The 21102-nt window shown below is 54.1% G+C and carries 4 protein-coding genes; all 4 read left to right on the forward strand.

Annotation, left to right across the window (positions count from 1 at the left end; genetic code table 11):
* The first annotated feature begins 232 nt into the window (after nucleotides 1-232).
* The 4 genes from AC23NW_RS27675 to AC23NW_RS27690 all read left to right on the forward strand — a co-directional run bounded on the left by AC23NW_RS27675 (nucleotide 233) and on the right by AC23NW_RS27690 (nucleotide 21046).
* The gene (locus tag AC23NW_RS27675; protein ID WP_487453613.1) at nucleotides 233-3844 is read left to right on the forward strand and encodes an SdrD B-like domain-containing protein; all 3612 of its coding nucleotides are present in this window, start codon (nucleotides 233-235) and stop codon (nucleotides 3842-3844) included.
* Nucleotides 3845-4168: 324 nt separating this feature from the next.
* A complete protein-coding gene (locus tag AC23NW_RS27680; RefSeq protein WP_487453614.1) occupies nucleotides 4169-9697 on the forward strand; it encodes an SdrD B-like domain-containing protein in 5529 nt (1842 codons plus the stop codon).
* Nucleotides 9698-10017: 320 nt separating this feature from the next.
* A complete protein-coding gene (locus AC23NW_RS27685; protein ID WP_487453615.1) occupies nucleotides 10018-15225 on the forward strand; it encodes an SdrD B-like domain-containing protein in 5208 nt (1735 codons plus the stop codon).
* Nucleotides 15226-15640: 415 nt separating this feature from the next.
* Entirely contained in the window at nucleotides 15641-21046 is a 5406-nt protein-coding gene (locus AC23NW_RS27690) for a hypothetical protein (protein WP_487453617.1), read from the forward strand.
* Nucleotides 21047-21102 lie beyond the last annotated feature (56 nt).

Here is a 21102-nt window from a genome sequence, read left to right on the forward strand (position 1 = left end):
TTAAGTGTAGAAGAATTGATAAATGGTAGCTTTTTGTTTCCGATTTGGTATGAAAGTTGCTGTTGAATTAATGTAAATTGGAAAATAACTTTTATAGGTTGCATCGGTACTTAAAGTGTATAAAATGCGCTAAAAGTGTACCTTAATGCCGTATTCGGAACAGCCTCACGAGTACGGCATTTTTTTTGTTCCGTTTCGGAGTACATACAGGCACTTTTGGCATAGAATTTTTATGGTACATTATTACCGGTTGTTGTTACGGGCGGGCAGTTTACTGTGCTGTCTGTTTTGTGTTGGCTTATACGGCGCTTTTGGTCAGTGCGGCCTTACGATCAGACAGGTAACCGTGTCGGGTTGCTATTCTGTCAGCGGGTCCAGCAAAGCGACGGTCAGTATCAACGTCGGGTGGGTTAATCCGCCGGCCGGCGATTACATTCTCGTTACAACCGGTACGCAAAGCCGTACCATTACCCCGGGACCGATTACGGTTGATTACGGGAATAACGGTACAACACCACCCAGTGGCGTCCAGGTTATTGTATCCCCTCAGACCATTGCTTTTGACATTGATGCCGATGGCAGTACCGGTACCGTTTCGGCGGTATTCGGGTCAAATGCAGGATGTACGGCAACGGCTTCGTTTACGGCTCCGGCAGCCTGTGTGCCGCTGGCCTGTCAGGCAGGCGGTCTAGGCGGTATGGTCTTTAATGACTACAATGCCAACGGGATACAGGATGCCGGCGAAACAAACGGAGTGGCTGGCATTGCCGTAACCGTCTATGACTGTAACGGTGCGCAGTATCAGGCAACGTCTGACGTGACCGGCCGCTGGTTTCTCAGCCAGACGGGGATCAGTTATCCGGTTCGGGTCGAATTTCAGAACATTCCGGCGGCCTACCTTGGTACGTCGACGCCTAACGGAACCGGTAGCCGCACAACTGTTCAGTTTGTGGCCGGAAGCCGCTGTGATGTGAGTCTGGGCGTGAATGACCCGCTCGATTATTGCCAGAGTGCCCCGATGATCATTACACCTTGCTACGTAATGGGCGATCCGTTACAGGGTGGGTCTTCGGCAACTGCCGATGCTATAGTTGGCTTCCCGTATTTCAGCACAGGCATGAGCGGGCCTAAGACGTTTACCATCAAGGGCGAGTTTGTGGGCACAACCTGGGCACAAGCCTATAATAAAGTAACTAAACATCTTTTCAGCGCGGCTACGCTGAAGCGCCATGCCGGTCTCGGTCCGGGTGGCCTGGATGCCATTTATGTGACGGATCTGTCGGACCCGGCGAATCCGGGCATTCCTGCCTACATCACCCTGAGCTCATTCGGGATCAATGTCGGTACGATTGATGATAACATCACCCGTGGTCTGGTACCGGACCGTACATCGCCGTCGGTTGATCAGCAGGCGTTTGATGCTATCGGCAAGGTCGGAATCGGTGGCATGAGCCTGTCTTCCGACAGCAGAACGCTCTACCTGATGAATATCCGCGAAAATGCCCTGTATGCGCTTGATCTGACCAATTACAATATTTCGGGTGATCCGGGTGATATCAGCCTGAAAGGCGGGCCGTATGCCATACCGGATATGGGTTGCGTAAACGGCGGGCAGCGTTCCTGGGCGGTGAAAGTCAATAAGGGTCAGGTATATGTGGGTAGTGTCTGCGACGGCGCCGACGGTACGCGCTCAGACCTGACGGCCGCTGTGTTTGCGTTCGATCCGGCCACGGAGACCTTCAACAGCACACCGGTTTTTAATTTTCCGCTTACCTATCCGAAAGGCTATCCGGACGTTAGTGCCACTGACATTACCGGTTGGTTCCCGTGGACCGACAATTTCAGTGATCTGGTCTCTGCAACCTACACGACACCCAACAGCGCCTTTCTTGACCATCCGCAGCCGATCTTCAGCGATATTGAATTCGACATCGACGGGTCACTTATTCTGGCGTTCAACGACCGGACCGGTCTGCAGTCCGGCTTCCGGAATTACGGGCTGGACGGCAATAATAACAATGATTATACCGGTATAATCGGCGGGGATATTCTGCGGGCCTACTTTAAAAACGGTACGTATGTACTGGAAAACAACGCCAAGGCCGGACCTGCTACAGGCTATGGGGTGGGCAACAATCAGGGACCGGGCTTCGGGGAGTTCTACAACGATGATTCGGGCGTTGATTTCGGCAACAGCCTGAATCACTCCGAAAACAGTCTGGGCGCCCTGGCGTTGCGGCCGGGTTCGGGCGAAGTAATTTCGGCGGCGATGGATCCGCTGGGTATCAATACCCCGTATCCGTTTGTCAACTGGGCGGCCGGTATCCGCCGCATGAACAATACTACGGGCCTTGTCAACGACGCCTATGTCGTCTATGCCACGCCGGATACGTTCAATGATCCGGGCGCCGTGGCCGACGGCACCTTCGGGAAAGCTGCTGGTCTGGGTGACCTTGAACTGGCCTGCGATCAGGTACAGTACATGGAACTGGGTAACCGCGTCTGGATCGACAGCAATTATGACGGAATTCAGGACGCCTGTGAACCGGCATTGCCGGGTGTAAAGGTCGGCCTCTATAAAAACGGCAGTCTGATTGCCACTACAGAAACCAATGCTGCCGGTGAGTATTATTTCTCCGCAAAGAGCAAACTGACAACCGGCACCTGGAACGGGACGGGCGCAGATACAACGCTCCTGCCGAATACGGTGTATCAGGTTGCTTTCGGCATCCAGGGGCAGTTTGCCGGTAATGCACTGACGTTGGGGCAGACGGCTTACCAGCTCACGTTGTCCAACAGTACATCGGGTGTCGCCAATGACCTGAACGATTCGGATGCCGCTGTCGCAGCCGTTAACAGTCTGGTAGCACCGGTAATCAGCCTGACAACGGGCAACAGCGGGTGGGTAGACCATACGTTCGATGCCGGTTTTGTCTGCGAACAGTGCGGCCTGACGCTGAGAAAGCTCGTCAGCACCAATAAGGCGCAGGTTGGTGATGTCATCAGTTATACCCTGGTACTGACCAATACCGGTCCGGTTACGGCCAATAACGTGGTTGTACGGGATTCGATCAGCAGCAACCTTGCTGCCTACCAGCCAACCACAGCGAGCGTAACATCGGGTACCTACACGCCCGGCGTTCCGGTCAGCACATGGGCGCTGACGAGTTTACCGGCAAACGGTACGGCAGCTCTCGTTATTTCGGCGAGTGTACTGGCAGAGGGCGTAATCTACAACGGAGCCAATGTGCCGGGCGATACCACTACCGTGTGTACATCGGTGGCATTTAAGGTCTGTAAGGGCAGCAATTACGCCATTCGCCTGGTCGCCCCGGCCGGTTATAGCCAGTACCAGTGGGTTCGGCAGGTAGCCGGTCAGCCGGATCAGGTGGTCTATGACGGACCGCTGAGCAGCTACACGGCAACGCAGGCCGGCTCCTATATCGTGCGGGTCAATGCCAATGGATGTCCGCAGGACGCCTGCTGCCCGCAGATTATTGAGGAAGAGAGCATCTCGTCGTTCACGCTGGTGGCCAGAGCTTCGACCTGTTCGGGCAATCAGCCGCAAGCCAACGGACAGATTGCACTGAGCGGTCCGGCCGGTGCGGGGCAGTATACGTACCGGTACTCCACGGGTACGGCATTCAATGAGACTACAGCGACTACGGTTGCGCAGATTCCGGAGGACGGGATCCTGATCCGGAACCTGAGTGCAACGCAGACATACACCGTCAGGATCACCAATGCCACCGGTTGCTTTGCCGACTTCACCGTTACCATGACGGTTAGCTGCGCGTGTCCACCAGCAAGCTGTGTGCCGGTAACTGTTACCAGAATTAAATAGACAGCTTCAACGTACTTAAAAAGCGCTGTATGAACAGCGCTTTTTTTATATTGCTTTTATGGGAAATCAGTTAAAAGAACGGGTAACAGCCCGGAACTTATATATGAAATAAATTATATATGTACTATGGCATTAATTTTGCTAAAATACTATGTGTTATAAAGGTAAGCTGTTTTTGTGACCATAAATCAAATATTAGTTCCGCTTTAGTCTTCAAATGTTTCGGATAAAACCATTTTGTTGCCTCGATCGACAGACGGCATTTTTTTTGCCCTAACTATTGGTATTACAGGCACTTTTGGCATCGAAACTTTTTGAAAGAGTATGGGACTTTTCTACACCCCGTTTATACGGGGCGGTACGTTATGTATTGCTCTGTTATGTTTTGCAACGTTTACTGTATTCGGGCAGTGCTCCGTTGCTATTAAGAAAGTGACAGTTTCCGGCTGTTACTCCGTCAGCGGAAGCAGTAAAGCGACCGTCAGCGTTGAGGTAAGCTGGACCAGTGCGCCCGCGAACAGTTACATAGTCGTAGCTACGGGCACCCAGAGCCGGACGATTACGCCGGGGGAAATCACGGTTAATTACGGGAATAACGGCACGACGACACCATCGGGTTTACAGACGATTGTTTCTCCGCAGGTCGTAGCCTTTGAGATTAACGCCAATGGTCCGTCCAGTACGACGGTAGCCGCCAGGTTTGTAAACGCAACCTGTACAACTCCGGTAGTGGCATCCTACACAATTCCGGCTTCCTGTAATCCGCTTGTTTGTCAGACCGGCGGATTGGGAGGGGTTGTGTTTAATGACTACAACGGCGATGGTATTCTGGAACCGGGTGAGAGTAACGGGGTTGCCGGCGTAACGGTTAAAGCCTACGCCTGTGATAACACCGTTTATCAGGCAACAACCGATGCGTTCGGTAAATGGAGCATCAGCGGAGCCGTGGTCTATCCGGTCAGGGTAGAATTTACCAGTATCCCGCCGGCCTTCCTGAATACGTCGACAGTGTATGGGGCAAGTAGTAAAACTACCGTTCAGTTTGTCGACGCAGCCAGTTGTGCGGTTAATCTGGGGGTAAACGATCCTATTGATTATTGTCAGAGTAATCCGCTGATCATAACACCTTGTTATGTAAGCGGTGACCCGTTAGTGGCCGGATCCGCCGCCTCGGGCGATGTTCTGGTCGGTTTCCCTTACAACAGTTCGGGAACGGGCGGAACCAAAACGTTTATGATACCGGCCTCAACCATAGGATCAACCTGGGCACAGGCGTATAGTAAGTATACAAAACGGTTGTTTAGTGCGGCAACCATTAAGCGGCACTCAGGGCTCGGCCCCGGGGGACTGGATGCCATTTATATTACCAATCTCACGAACCCATCCAGCCCGCAATCACTAAGCTATATCAAAGTCGGAAATCTGGGCGTTAGTGTGGGGACGTTTATCAGCAACAGCGCCCGCGGACTGGTAGGCGACAAAACTCAGCCGTCTAACGATCCGCAATCCTTTACGGCTATCGGTAAGATCGGTATCGGCGGAATGAGCATGTCGAGCGACGGAGAGACTTTATATTTCCTCAATCTGAGTAATAATTCACTGTATGCACTCGATCTGTCTGCGTACAATATCACCCTGAATGCAGCCAGCATTACCCTTAAGGGTGGGCCTTATGCAGTTCCGGGGTTGGGGTGTGCAAACGGGCAGCAACGTTCCTGGGCGGTTAAGTATAATAAAGGGAAAGTATATGTCGGTACCATTTGTGATGGGTCTGCCGGTACCCGTTCGGATTTGCGGGCCGGGGTCTTTGCCTTTGATCCCGCAACCAGTACCTTCTCTACCCAACCGGTTTTCGATTTTCCGCTGACCTATCCGAAAGGATTTCCTGACGGTGGTAACAGAGATGTCACGGGCTGGTACCCATGGACGGATTCATTCAGCAACCTGTTCATTACGGCTGATTACAATCCTTTATTCAATGTTACACGGCCTACGCCGATACTGAGTGACATTGAATTCGATATTGATGGCTCATTGGTACTGGCGTTGAACGACCGGACCGGTTTACAGACGGGTTACCGGAATTATGCCACAAACGGAACGTCAATTCTTTACAACGGGCACATTGGCGGAGATATTCTCCGGGCATTTTATCGGAACGGTACATTTGTACTGGAAAATGCCGCTAAGGCAGGGCCTGCAACCGGCTATGCAAACCGAAATAATCAGGGCCCCGGCTTCGGCGAGTTTTATAACGATGATTCCGGTGTTGATCTGGGCGATGGGTTATATCACTCTGAGGTCGGTTTCGGGTCACTGGCCCTCCGTCCGGGATCCGGCGAGGTTGTCACCGGCGCCATGGATCCGACAGGGGTTAACACAAATTATGGGTTTACACCTTTTTCTGGCGGGGTACGCCGCATGAATAATACAAGCGGTCTGGTCAATGACGCGTATGTTGTCTACCAGACGGCAACTTCCAATGCTGATCCGGCACCGGGTACGTTCGGCAAAGCTGCCGGGTTAGGGGATATGGAACTTACCTGCGATCCTGTTCAGTATCTGCAGATCGGTAACCGCGTTTGGGTGGATACCGATAAGGATGGTATTCAGGATGCCTGCGAAAAAGGCCTGCCAAATGTTCGGGTTGCCTTGTATCGTGGTACTACGCTGGTCGCCTCAACAACTACCAATGCGGTCGGGGAATACTATTTCTCCTACACGCTTGTACAACCGAATACCGCGTATCAGCTTGTTTTTGGTACCGGTAATCAGTTCAGCGGAACAACATTGACGGTAGACAACGGAAAATATCAGCTATCAGCCTTTAACAGCACTTCCGTAACCGCTAACGACCTGAACGATTCGGACGCGCAGATTGGTACGGTAGCCGGGATTACTGCACCGGTTATCAGCCTGACCACCGGTAGTCTGGGCGAGGTAAATCATACCTTCGACGTTGGCTTTGTCTGCCTGACATCGACCTATACCTTGTCTGTAACGCCGGCGACCTGTGCGGGAATTACGGCCCAGAGTAATGCAGCTATCCGGTTGACGAATATTGTCAATGGCGATAAGGTGGCACTCTATCCGGCCAGCCAGACTACACCGCCTGCTTATACGACAACAACCAATACGGCGGTCGTAAGCGGTGCCGTGGCGTTTACGGGGCTGTCAAATCCGGCGGCTACTACCGGAACGGCTTACAAACTTATCATTTTTAACGGTCCATGCTGCTCGACCGTTATTTCGGTTACCTTGCCGCAAACAAGCTGTAACTGTTCGCTGGCGTTAGGTGTTACGCCGGGCCAGTGCGATCCGGTAACGAACCAGTACACCGTTGCAGGAACCATCAGCCTGACCAACACACCGGCCGGAAGTCTGACGGTTACAGATGGCAGTGTGCGTTCGGTCGTTTCGGTGACAGTAGGCCAGACATCGGCCTCATTCTCGCTGACGGGGCTGAATTCGGGCAGCGGGACGCATACTGTTTCGGTGCTGTCGCCGGCGACAGCCTGCGGAAGTGTGAGCCGGACGTATGCCGCACCTGCCAGCTGTACGGTTCCGGCGGTTATCAGTGTCAGTTCGCAGACGGTCTGTGCCGGAGCTACCACGTCGCTGACGTCTACCGGTTGTCAGGGAATTGTTTCCTGGATAGGGCCAAATAACTTTACCAGCAATACGACCAATATAATTGTCTCTACAAATGCAGCCGTTACGGCCACGACGGTGCTGAGTTATACCGCCCGTTGTACTACTGTTTCGGCTACCACCACAGCAATCGGGCGTGTAACGGTTGTACCAATACCGAGCCTGACGCTGACAGCCTCCAGCCTGACGGTGGTGCAGGGGAGCAGCGTAACGCTGACGGCTTCAGGATGCCAGAATGGTAATCTGACCTGGAGTGTTAACGGCAATACGGCACAGAATACGCGCATTGTTATGCCGATGGCCGCAACGAACGTTTATTCGGTAACCTGCACCAACTTGCCAAATTGCGCGACAACGACAAGTCTGACGATTACGGCTCTGCCACCAACCAGCCTTGTTGTAACCAGCGATGTGGCATGTGCGGGCGAAACAGCTGTGTTAATGGTCGCGGGCTGTAACGGACAGATTCAGTGGAGCGGCAACGGGGTGAATAGTACCAGTGCGCAGATTCAGGTGCCGTCGCCGGCGACAGTAACAACCCGTACGGTACTGAGTTATACCGTTACCTGTACAAACGTTGCGACCGTAACCACGGGCATTGCCACGGCAACCTTTGAACCGCTGCCTTCTGTGTCCATCGTGGCCTCAAGCCTGACGGTAACTCAGGGCAGCAACGTAACATTAACCGCTGTCGGCTGCGAAAACGGGTCATTCATCTGGAATGTGCCGGGTAACACCGGACGTATAGCCGTTGTGGAAGCCACAACCATCAGCAATACCTATTCGGTAACCTGTATCACGCAGCCAAACTGTATGACAACGGCCAGTGTAACCGTTGGCGGAGCGCCGATCAATCTGATGATCTTTACGGATAATGGCATTATCTGCGCCGGACAGAGCGTAACTCTGTCTGCGATTGGTTGTGATGCGCGGTTACGGTGGAGCACAGGAGCTACAACGATACAGGTAGTGGTTAGTCCGACGGTATCGACCGAATACAGTGTAACCTGTACAAACGGGTCTATTGTCGAGGTCGCAACCGGCATGGTGATGGTATACCCGATTCCGGCCCTGACCTTAACGGCTAGTGCAACGAATCCGGTTGAAGGTACGAGTGTAACCTTAGTCAGCACGGGCTGTGAGAGTGGCACTGTTGTCTGGTCAACGGGGCAGGCGACAACCAGTATCGTGGTGAGCCCGACGGTTAATTCGGTGTATTCGGCAACCTGCACAACCGGACCCCAATGTCAGGTTTCTGCCAACATCAGTTTGCTGGTGCAGTTATTACCGAAGCTATCGCTTGAAAAATATGTAAATAAGGCCAAGGCTGCGGTTGGGGATGTACTCTCGTATACTGTTGTGCTGAGCAATACGGGTCGGGGAACGGCCACAAACGTAATCGTCCGCGACTCGATCAGCAGCGGGCTGGCCATCGTGCCGGGCTCGGTGAGTGTATCGCAGGGTGTTTATCAGTCCGGCTCGCCGGTTAGTTTGTGGACGCTGATTTCCTTGCCATCGAATACGACCGTTACCCTGACATTTTCGGCAAGTGCTACCACTGAAGGGGTTGTGTATAATACCGCTACCATTCCCGGGGATACCAATACCGTCTGTACGTCGATACCGATCCGGGTTTGTAAAGATTCCGGATATGCTATTCAGGTGAGTGCCCCGGCCGGATTTAGCCGTTACCAATGGCTACGGCGGGTAGGTACGGCACCGGAGGCAGTCGTATATGACGGAGCACTGAACAGTTTTACAGCCACTGAGCCGGGCGAATACCGGGTGGTGGTGGATGAGCAGCCGGATAAATGTCCGACTTTATCGTGCTGTCCGCTCATTATTGAAGAAGACAGCATTCCGGCCTTTAGCCTGATTGCCAGCTCTCCGACGTGTGTGGCTAACCAGCCGCAGGCAAATGGTAGTCTGGTTATCACAGGGCTGGGTTCAGCAACAGCGATGACGGGGTATACGTATGCTATCTCAGAAGGAAGCAGCTTTACGGCGACAAATCCGGTCGTCCGGCCGGTCCCGGCAGACGGGATATTGCTGAACGGGCTGAACCAAACAAAGACGTATACGGTGCGGGTATATAATAAACAGGGTTGCTTCCGTGATGAAACAATAACAGTAAGTACAAATTGCGAATGTCCCGAGGCAATCTGTGTGCCAGTCGTTATTAAGCGCTCAAAAGTGAGGTAAAAAACAAGGGTTATTCATGTGTAAAAAAGGGCTTCCCATAAGATGGGAAGCCCTTTTTGTTTTCAGCGTGTTTACGCTAAAAATGTGGCATAGTATTTGATGTTACTAATGATGGATTTATGTAAACATGAATGAATGGTTATTTGATGGTAAAAAGTAGTCGTAAAATATACTTATAGTATCATATTGTTTATTAAGTGTTTCATATTGGGACATAGGGCATTTTTTTTGCTGCGGGTGAGGTATATCCAATTGAGATTAACTCAACACGTATGGCGAAATTTTATGCACAAATTTTGAAAATAGTCTTGCCAGTTTTATTGCTTATACTGACTTTTTCGTCAGTAATAGCACAGTCAGGTAAGATATTTCGTGACTTCAACAACAACGGGGCGGCTGATGGTAATGATATTGGTGTAAAAGGCATCGTTATTCAATCATTCAGAGCTGACAACTCATTACTGGCAACGGCTGTATCCGGCGCCGACGGGTTGTATGCCTTAGCACCGGCAGCGGCAGCGGGAGAGGCCCTGCGGATTGAATTTTCCGTTCCGGACTCGCTCAAGAAGTTTTTTCCCGGTGCTTATGCACCCGGAGTCGGACGTAATGGCACAGGCGTTCAGTTTGTGCATGGGCCTGCTACCGACATTAATTTTGCCATTAACTATCCGGTAGATTTCTGTGAAGCGACGCCTCCTGTTTCGGTGGTGTGTTTTGTTGTGGGATCCGGCACGACGCTTGGCGATAACCTGCTCGCTAACATTCCTTACAACGCAAACGGCAAGGATCCGAATGATGTCGGCCACCCGAATGCACCGGCAACAACAGTCGGGTCCATCTGGGGAACAGCCTTTGACCGGGAAACGGGCTGGCTGTATGCTGCCTCGTTTATGCGCCGCCATACGGCATTCGGCGCTAATGGGACCGGGGTTATTTATGTAACAACGGATATTAAGGATCCGGCGGGGTCGCGGTCATTTGAGTGGCTCAACCTGAACGGGATGACCGTGGCGCACATCAATGGCGGCACCGTAACCGTCAATACGGGTAATGATCCGCACATGAAAAGCGATTACTATCTGGATTTGATTAATGCCAATGGTAATCCCACGGATGCAGTAGGGAAAATCTCGTTCGGCGACATGGATATGTCGAGTGACGGACAATTCCTTTTTGTGGTCAGTCTGAACGAAAACCGGCTTTACCGGATCCGGATCGACAGCGATAAAAATCCGGCTACCTTTCCGACCGCCGCTGATGTGCTGGCCTATGACCTACCCACGCCGGCCTGTACCGGTGGGGTGGTACGTCCCTATGGATTAGGTGTCCGCGGCGACGACGTATACATTGGTACCGTGTGCGACGGCAGCATTTCTAAACAATATCAGGATCTGCACGCCTATATCTACAAGCTGAACGTGCTGACCCACGTCATGACGCCGGTTATTGACTTTACGCTGGATTATCTGCGGGGTAATATTTCAGGCGGCGAGTTTATCCGCGAACACGGCAAGTGGCAGCCCTGGACCGACGATGCAGACTGGACGAACTACAACGAATCGCCGGGTGAGGTCTGGAGCTTAGGCTACCGCTGGGAGCTGGTTTGTCCGCAAGCCTTATTGTCTGATATCGTGTTTGATGATGATGGCTCGCTTGTCGTTGCCTTCATGGATCGCTTCGGGCATCAGGGTATTTTTGACGGGCCGGATCCGCAGGGCTCAAAACGGGCTGATGACAATACGCAGTTCCGGCGGTTTAACCTGCGTGCGGGAGGGGATGTGCTGCGCATCTGTAATTCCGGAACAGTCAATAAACCGGTGTATGATCTGGAGCAACTCGGTAAATGCGGGGATAACGGCGGAGGACAATATCTGGATGCTACCTACAGCCCGATTGAATACGAATATTATTCGGGGGATAATTTCAACAAAGACAGCCATACCGAAACGGCCGACGGGGCCCTTGGACTTGTGCCGGGAACCAATGAGCTGATCATGTCGGCGTTTGACCCGATCAATGAAGCGAACGGCGGGGATATCTATTCAAACGGCTACCGTGTACTGAGCAATACGACTGGCCAGGAAGTACGAGGGTTCCAGCTGTTAACTGAAATTCCGCCAAATAACGGAAATAACCTCTTTGGTAAAGCATCGGGTGTTGGCGGTATTGAAGTGTTATGCACGGCAAAATCGCTCGAAATCGGGAATCGTGTCTGGATTGATACGAATAAAAACGGAATCCAGGATGCTGATGAACAGGTCGTGCCGAATGTAATACTTGAGTTGTATAATGATGAAAATCAGCTGGTTGGTACGCAGGTTACGGATGCTGACGGTACGTATTATTTCAATCAGGGAAATGTAATTGATACGACAGGTATTTTCCGGCCCAACCGGCCGGGGCTTCAGGTAGATCGTCAGTACACGATCCGGATTCCGGCTTCCCAGTATCGTGGCCGCGGGTATGGCCCGTTATATGGTCTGACAGTTACGACAGCGATTCTCCGGAGAGCGTTTGCCGATGCGCCGCTGACGGATAATGTGGCCGTGCGGGACAATGATGCCGTGCAGACGGGCGGTCTGGTATCGGCAACGGTACACACAGGATATTCAGGAGAAAATAATCATAATATAGATATTGGTTTTGCGCCCTTGCCACCTTGCTCCCTGTCACTGGTTTTAACGCCATCCGGATGTAACAGTGCCACGAATCAATATACGTTACTCGGGGCGCTTCTGACAGAAGGATTACCGGCTGATGGTACGCTGACGATTACTGTCGGAACAACATCGCTGACGGTTGCGGCTACGGCCTCTACCACGTCGGTGCCGTTTGCGTTTACGGGGCTCACCAGCGATGCGGCTACGTATACAGTTACTGCCACCTTCTCGGATCTGTGGTGCGGGCCGGTGAGTGATACCTTTACTGCTCCGGCATCATGTACCGTGCCGGCGGTGGTGAGTGTGAATAACACAACGGTCTGTGCCGGAACGACGGCGAGTCTGACGGCGACGGGCTGTATCGGTCAGTTGAGCTGGTCGGGCGAGGGCCTTAGTGCAGCCACATCAGTGGTAGCCATACCGGTATCGCCGACGATTACGTCCGGTACCGTACTGAGCTATACGGCTACCTGTGTTTTATATAGTTCTACGGCCGTGTCGGTCGGCACGGTGACGGTGGTGCCCATACCGGTGGTGAGCCTGAGTGCCAGCCCGAACACGACAGTGGCCTCGGGCAGCAGCGTTAGCCTGACGGCTTCGGGTTGCCAGGGCGGTACATTGAGCTGGTCGATGGGCAGTGGCTTCGACGGGCAAACCACGGTGGTGGTAAGTCCGGTGGCGACTACGGTATATTCGGCCAGCTGCGTAAGTGGTCCGGGTTGTGTGGGCACGGGCAATATTACCATTGACAGCTACGCGCCGGCGGTGGTGAGTGTGAATAACACAACGGTCTGTGCCGGAACGACGGCGAGTCTGACGGCGACGGGCTGTATCGGTCAGTTGAGCTGGTCGGGCGAGGGCCTTAGTGCAGCCACATCAGTGGTAGCCATACCGGTATCGCCGACGATTACGTCCGGTACCGTACTGAGCTATACGGCTACCTGTGTTTTATATAGTTCTACGGCCGTGTCGGTCGGCACGGTGACGGTGGTGCCCATACCGGTGGTGAGCCTGAGTGCCAGCCCGAACACGACAGTGGCCTCGGGCAGCAGCGTTAGCCTGACAGCTTCGGGTTGCCAGGGCGGTACATTGAGCTGGTCGATGGGCAGTGGCTTCGACGGGCAGACCACGGTGGTGGTAAGTCCAGTGGCGACTACGGTATACTCGGCCAGCTGCGTGAGCGGTCCGGGCTGTGTGGGCACGGGCAGTCTTACCATTGACAGCTACGCGCCGGCGGTGGTGAGTGTGAATAACACAACGGTCTGTGCGGGCAGTACGGCGAGTCTGACGGCAACGGGTTGTGCGGGTCAGCTGAGCTGGTCGGGCAACGGGGTGAGCGGAACCACGCCGGTCCTGTCGATTCCTGTTTCGCCGACGATTACAACGACGACGATCTTAAGTTACAGCGCCACCTGCGTGGTGTTGAGTACGACGGCCGTGTCCGTCGGTATGGTGACGGTGGTGCCAAACCCTGTCTTTACAGTAGTGTCGACGACCTGTGCAGCAGACGGGAAAACCTACATAATACTGGGGACAGTGAGTCCGGTTTCGGCAACCGTTTCGGCCTCAGCCGGAACCCTCAGCCAGAGCGGAAACAGCTTTACAGTAAGCAACATTGCTTCCGGTAGTGCCGTCACACTGGCGCTGATGACATCCGGCGGTTGTATAGCCACGCAGACAGTTGCCTCTCCGGTGTGTCAGACCCTTTGCCCGGTTATTACGGTAACGACTCAGGTTAGCAGCCAGACTGCGATGAGTAGCGGTGCTGTTGACCTGTCGGCCAACGTAACGCCGACCGGTAGTTACAGCTATGTCTGGTCGGCACCGGCTGGAATTACCCTCTCGTCAGTCAGCTCGCCGACCGTGACCACATCGGCGCTGCCGGTGGGTATTCATACGTTTACGGCCGTCGTGACAACGGTTCCCGGCTGTAGTACATATACTACGGTTTCCATTGCCGTTTATGCGCCGCTGACGCCTGCACTGACAATCCGCAAGCTGGTCGACCGCTCGGAGGCGCAGGTAGGGGGACTGATTTCGTACACGCTGGTTTTACAAAACCTCGGAACCGGCCCGTCACTGAACGATATAGTCAGGGATTCGCTGACCACCAATGCGGTCGTTATTCCCGGCTCCGTTACCACGTCGGTCGGGCAGTTTACGACAACGGCGTCCGGTTTTGCCTGGGCCGTGCCCGGGCTGCCGGTGAACGGAACCGCAACCGTTGTTTACTCTGCCAGTGTGTTGCGGGGAGGTTCTGTCCGGAACACGGCTACCGTACCGACCGATACGGCAGAGGTCTGTGTGTCGGTGCCGTTTATCGTTTGTAAAGGGAGTGATTACGCCTTCCGGGTCAATGCACCGGCGGGGTATCTGAACTATAAGTTCTTGCGGAACGGTACACTGGTCTATGAAGGTAGCCTGAACAGCTATACTGCCACCACCGCGGGCGAATACACGGTTTTCATTGATGAACAGGGCGGAGCCTGTGCCAGCGGATCGTGCTGTCCGGTAATTATCCGTGAAGACAGTATTCCGTCGTTCTCGCTTACCGCTGCTAACCCGACCTGCCGCGGTACGGTGGCGCAGGCTGATGGCCGGATTCAGCTGAGCGGTCTGGATGGTGTCCGGAATGCGTATACATACCGTTACTCAGCCGGTAGTACGTTTAACGAAACAACCGCCGGTGCCGCAAAAGGCATTCCGGAAAACGGGCTGCTGGCAGATACCATCAGTACGGCAGGGGCGTATACTGTCCGGATCTATAACGAGCGCGGCTGTTATCAGGATGTGACCGTTACCATTCAGGTAACCTGTACGTGTGATGGGCCCGAATGCGTGCCAATTCGCATCAGAAAGATAAAATAATATGCTTTGCCGGCAAAAAAGCAGGTGAGCGGTACTTATGGATGGTTAATCATTAATTAATGGTATACTTTTTGTAAGTACCGGCCCCTGTTTTTTACGAAAAAAAGTTTGCCTGCTTTCGTCAATGAATATGTCAAAATTGTGACTAATTGATTGATTTTAGTATTTGAAGTAAAATTATTTGTTACGTGAATTGAATAGTGGTTTAATTGTTGTCGCAGATTAAGTACTTAGAAGTGATTTTTGGTTTTGTTGTCATAAAAAATCTTTTTCTGATGTCGGCTTAAATTGATAAGCCATAGTATTGAGGAAAAGGACACAGCAGGGCGGAGTTGCGACAGGTTTTCTAACTATAACGTTTATGCTTTATTGTTTACTTCCACGGAAAAAGCCATGGCTTTGGCTTTGGCTGGCTATGCTGTTACCTTTCGCGGGTAAAGCCCAGCTCATCAGTATTCAGCCGTCGAGCGGTTCCATTTGTGCCGGGCAACCGATAGGCCTCACAGTACTTCCCGGTCTAACCTTGCCAGGGACAGGTGATCTGGGAATTCTGGATCTATCTGTATCAGGTCCCGCTGGTATCAGTGCCTCCGTTGGGAGTGGAAACAGTTTAATCAGTGTCAGTACCGGAACCGGTTTACCAACAGGTGTCTATAATCTGACAATCTCGGCTGATGTGCTACCGGTCCTTGATCCGCTGAATTTAATCCCTCCGTTGGTATTAGAGGTTCCCCTGAACATTACCGGACTACCGTCCAGCCCAAGCCCGCCCGCAACGCTGACTGCGCTGACTGGCTCAACATTGTCCTTATCCGGATTGTGTCCGGTCGGGACTGTGTTAGGAACGGTAACGCAGCCGCTGCTGGGCGTCATTCCGGTGCCGACCACCACGGCCGGAACCCGGTCCCTATCCCTTGTCTGTAACAACGGGGGATGTCTGAGCGCACCGACTCTTGTCAATCTCTCCATTCTTGATCCTGTATTGCAGATTGTTCAGGGGCCGCTGGCCTGCGTGGGCGAAGCCTTATCGCTGACGCTGCTGCCGGGTAATTTTGATTTAACAAATCCGTTAATCAACGTCGGTGTCAGCGGCCCGGCCAACACCACCATCTCGGCGCTCGGTCCGGGCGGTGTGCTGACCGTCAGCGGGCTGACCTCGGGCACAACAACCCTGACGGTTAGCGTAAGCTTGGCAGGAACACAAATTCTGAGCCTGCCGGTACCGGTAGTGCGGTTGCCGCTGCCATTGGCGCCGACCACGCCGACAACGGTAACCAGCCTGGTAGGTCTGCCCTTATCACTGTCCGGTCTTTGCGAAGTGGGCAGTACACTGGGGCTTCCCGGCCTGCCGTTATTAGGCAGTATTCCGGTGTCGACATCCACTGTCGGTACGCAGAGCCTGTCGCTGATTTGTACAAACGCATCAGGGTGCGTAAGCCCGGCCAATGTGCTGAACCTGTCAATCGTTGCGCCATTGTTGCAGGTGTTACAGGGACCGCTGGCCTGCGTGGGCGAAGCCTTATCGCTGACGCTGCTGCCGGGTAACTTTAATTTGTCAAATCCATTAATCAACGTGGGTGTCAGCGGCCCGGCCAACACCACCATCTCGGCGCTTGGTCCGGATGGTGTATTGACCATCAGCGGGCTGACATCAGGAACTACAACCCTGACGCTGAACCTGAGCATAGCGGGTACACAGGTGCTAAGCCTGCCTGTACCGGTCGTACGCTTACCGTTACCATTAGCCCCGACGACGCCGACAACCGTAACGGGCCTGGTCGGCTTACCATTATCCGTATCCGGTCTTTGCGAAGTAGGCAGTACACTGGGTGTGCCGGGTTTGCCGCTGCTGGGTAGTGTGCCGGTGCCGACATCAACGGTCGGTACGCAGAGTCTGTCGCTGATCTGTACAAACGCCTCAGGCTGTATCAGTCCGACGAATGTGCTGAACCTGTCAATCGTTGCGCCATTGTTGCAGGTGTTACAGGGGCCGCTGGCCTGCGTGGGCGAAGCCTTATCGCTGACGCTGCTGCCGGGTAACTTTAATTTGTCAAATCCATTAATCAACGTGGGTGTCAGCGGACCGGCTAACACCACGATTTCGGCGCTTGGTCCGGATGGTGTATTGACGATCAGCGGCCTGACATCAGGAACCACAACGCTGACACTGAGTGTGAGTGTGCTGGGCAATCAGGTGCTGAGCCTGCCGGTGCCGGTAGTGCGTCTGCCGCTGCCGTTGGCGCCAACGACACCAACAACCGTAACGGGTCTGGTCGGCTTGCCGTTGTCGCTGTCGGGCCTCTGCGAGGTGGGCAGCACACTGGGTCTTCCTGGTCTGCCGCTCTTAGGCAGTATTCCGGTATCGACATCCACGGTCGGTACACAGAGCCTGTCGCTGATCTGTACAAACGCCTCAGGCTGTATCAGTCCGACGAATATCATTAACTTATCGATTGTTGCCCCGCTCGTACAAACGCTTACCAGTGTTGTCTGTCTGGGTCAGCCACTGTCACTAACCGTACTGCCGCTTAATTTCGGCCTGACCAATCCTCTGGTCCAGGTCGCCGTAACCGGTCCGGTTGGTGCAACGATCTCGGCGCTCGGCCCCGATGGTGTATTAACCGTAAACGGCCTGCCAACCGGCCCGTCAACGCTGACGGTGACGGTAAGTGTGCTGGGCAATCCGGTACTCACGATTCCGGTTCCGGTAAATGTGGGCAGTATTCTGCCGCCGTCCCTGCCAACGACGCTGACAACGGTAGTCGGCAGCACACTATCGCTGTCGGGCCTTTGTCCGGCCGGTACGCTGGGAACGCTGCTGAATCCGCTGCAAGGCATTATTCCGGTATCAACAACGGCCGTCGGGGTGCAGTCGCTGTCGCTGATCTGCGGCAACGGCACCTGTGTCAGCCCGACATCCGTCATCAATTTAAGCGTAGTGGCGCCGCTGCTGCAAACGTTGACATCCGGTATTGTCTGCCTTGGCCAGCCGCTGTCGGTAACACTGCTGCCGGTCAACTTTAACCTGACCAACCCTTTGATTCAGCTGGCGGTGACCGGTCCGGTAGGGGCGACGATCTCGGCACTCGGCCCGGATGGTGTCCTGACGGTAAACGGCCTGCCCGCCGGTCCGTCGACGCTGACCGTGACAGCCAGTGTGCTGGGGACGCCGCTGCTTACGATCCCTATCCCGGTTACGATTGGTAATCTGCTGCCGCCTACGCTGCCAACGACCCTGACGGCGCTGGCCGGTACACCATTGTCGTTGTCGGGCCTCTGTCCGGCCGGTACGCTCGGTACACTGCTGAACCCGTTACAAGGTATCATTCCGGTATCGACATCGGCGGTCGGGGTACAAACCTTGTCGCTGGTCTGCGGTAACGGCACCTGTTTAAGCCCGACCAGCATTCTGAACCTGAGTGTGGTTGCGCCGTTGCTACAGATATTGCAGGGCGGACTGGTGTGCGTGGGGCAGAATCTGTCATTAACGGTCTTGCCGGGGAATTTCAGCCTGGCCAACCCGCTGATCAGCGTTGGGGTAAGCGGTCCGGCAAATACAACGATTTCAGCCTTAGGCCCGGATGGCGCCTTAACGGTTAGCGGCCTGACCTCGGGGACAACCACATTGACAGTCAGTGTCAGCGTAGCGGGTACACAAGTGCTCAGCCTGCCATTGCCGGTTATCGCGCTGCCGGTTCCGCTGGCCCCGTCGTTACCGGCCACGCTGACTGCTCTGACAGGCAGTACAGTATCGTTGTCCGGCCTGTGCCCGACCGGTACGCTGGGTACGCTGCTCAATCCGCTGCAAGGGGTAATTCCGGTATCAACGTCGGCAGTAGGCGTTCAGACCTTGTCGCTCGTCTGCGGTAACGGTACCTGTCTGAGTCCGACGAGTATTGTCAACTTATCCATTGTGGCCCCGATTGTACAGGTATTGACCGGTACGATTGCCTGCATCAACGGCCCGCTGTCGCTGACGCTGCTGCCGGTGAACTTTGGTCTGACGAATCCGCTGATTCAACTGGCGGTAACCGGACCGGTGGGTGCTACGATCTCCGCTTTAGGTCCGGATGGCGTCTTAACGGTAAACGGCCTGCCAGCCGGCCCGTCAACCCTGACGTTGACCGCCAGTGTGCTGGGCAATCCGGTACTGACCCTGCCGATTCCGGTGAATATCGGCAGTCTGCTGCCGCCGTCATTGCCAGGTACACTGACGACGGTTGTCGGCAGTACGGTATCGCTGACGGGCTTATGTCCGGCCGGTACGCTGGGTACGTTGCTGAATCCGGTGCAGGGCATTGTGCCGGTATCGACGTCTGCGATCGGGGTTCAGGCCCTGTCGCTGGTCTGCGGTAACGGAACGTGTGTGAGCCCGACGACGATCATTAACCTGACCGTTGTGGCACCACTGCTTGATATTGCCTTAAATAATGTCATTTGTTTAGGGCAGACCTTGTCTTTAACGCTGCTGCCGCTCAACTTCGGCCTGACCAACCCGCTGGTACAACTGGCCATAACAGGTCCGGTCGGTGCTACGGTGAGTGCTGTAAACTCAGCCGGTGTTGCAACTGTCGATGGGTTACTAAGCGGAACACAAGGGCTGACGGTCACCGCCAGCGTACTGGGTACGCCGGTGCTGACACTGGTCATTCCGGTGACTGTCGGAATAGGTAATACCATACTTGTCACAGCTTCCAGTCAGACCGCTGCCGCCGGGCAAAGTGTTACCCTGACCGCTTCCGGTTGTCAGAGCGGAACACTTACCTGGTCGGCGGGTAGTCAGTTTGCCGGACAGCCGAGCATTGTGGTCATGCCGCTGACAACAACAACCTATACCGCGTCGTGTGCCAGCGGTCAGTGCGTGGCCACCGGTTCCGTGACGGTCAGTGTCAATGAGCAGACATCGCTCGCCATCACAAAGCTGGTCAGTGCCAGCCGCGCGAAAGTGGGTGACCTGATTACCTATACGCTGATTGTCAGCAACGGAGGTCCCGGTGCCGCAACAAACGTGGTGGTGCGCGATTCGGTGAGCAGCGGACTGGCGATTCAGACCGGCTCAATCAATGTATCAACGGGTACATTCTCGCCTGGTAATCCGGTGAGCGAATGGACAATTCCGAGCCTGCCGGCGAGTGCAACCGTGACGCTGGTATTTTCGGCCAGCATCACCGAAGAGGGTGTTGTCTATAACACCGCCATGATACCGGGGGCCATTGCGAAAGTTTGTACGTCTGTACCAGTAAAAGTCTGTGCAGGTGCTACTTTTGAATATGAACTGTCTGCTCCGTCTGGTTACAGTTTGTATCAGTGGTTCTTTAAACCGGTTACAGGTGCCGAAATAAAAGCCTACGAAGGTCCGTTAAATACATTTACAGCAACGGCGTTCGGTGAGTATCGGATCGTGGTAAACGATGCGCCGGGACTGTGTCCGGATCTGTCGTGCTGTCCGATTGTCATTGAAGCTGACAGCGTGCCGTTGTTTACGGTGATGGCGAAGTCGCCGACCTGTATTGCGAGCCAGCCACAGCTGAACGGTCAGCTGACGGTGCTGGGGCTGGGTGATCCGGCTTCGTACAGCGTTGCGATCTCGGCGGGCGGCAGCTTCACCACGGTGAATCCGGTGCTGACGGCCATACCGGCCAACGGTGTGATTGCGTCAAATCTCGCGGGCGATCAGCAATATACCGTCCGCGTATACAGTGCACTGGGCTGCTACCGCGATGTGCGGGTAGATGTAGTGACCAACTGCCAGTGCCCGGCGGAAATCTGTGTACCGGCCGTGATCCGGAAAACGAAATCAAGGGTAGCAACGCTCCCATAAACGATCTCCTTTGGTTCGATGCCGAAGGAATAAGCAAGTATGTCAGGCAAGCCCGG

The sequence above is a fragment of the Arsenicibacter sp. R0_47 genome (assembly GCF_057652235.1).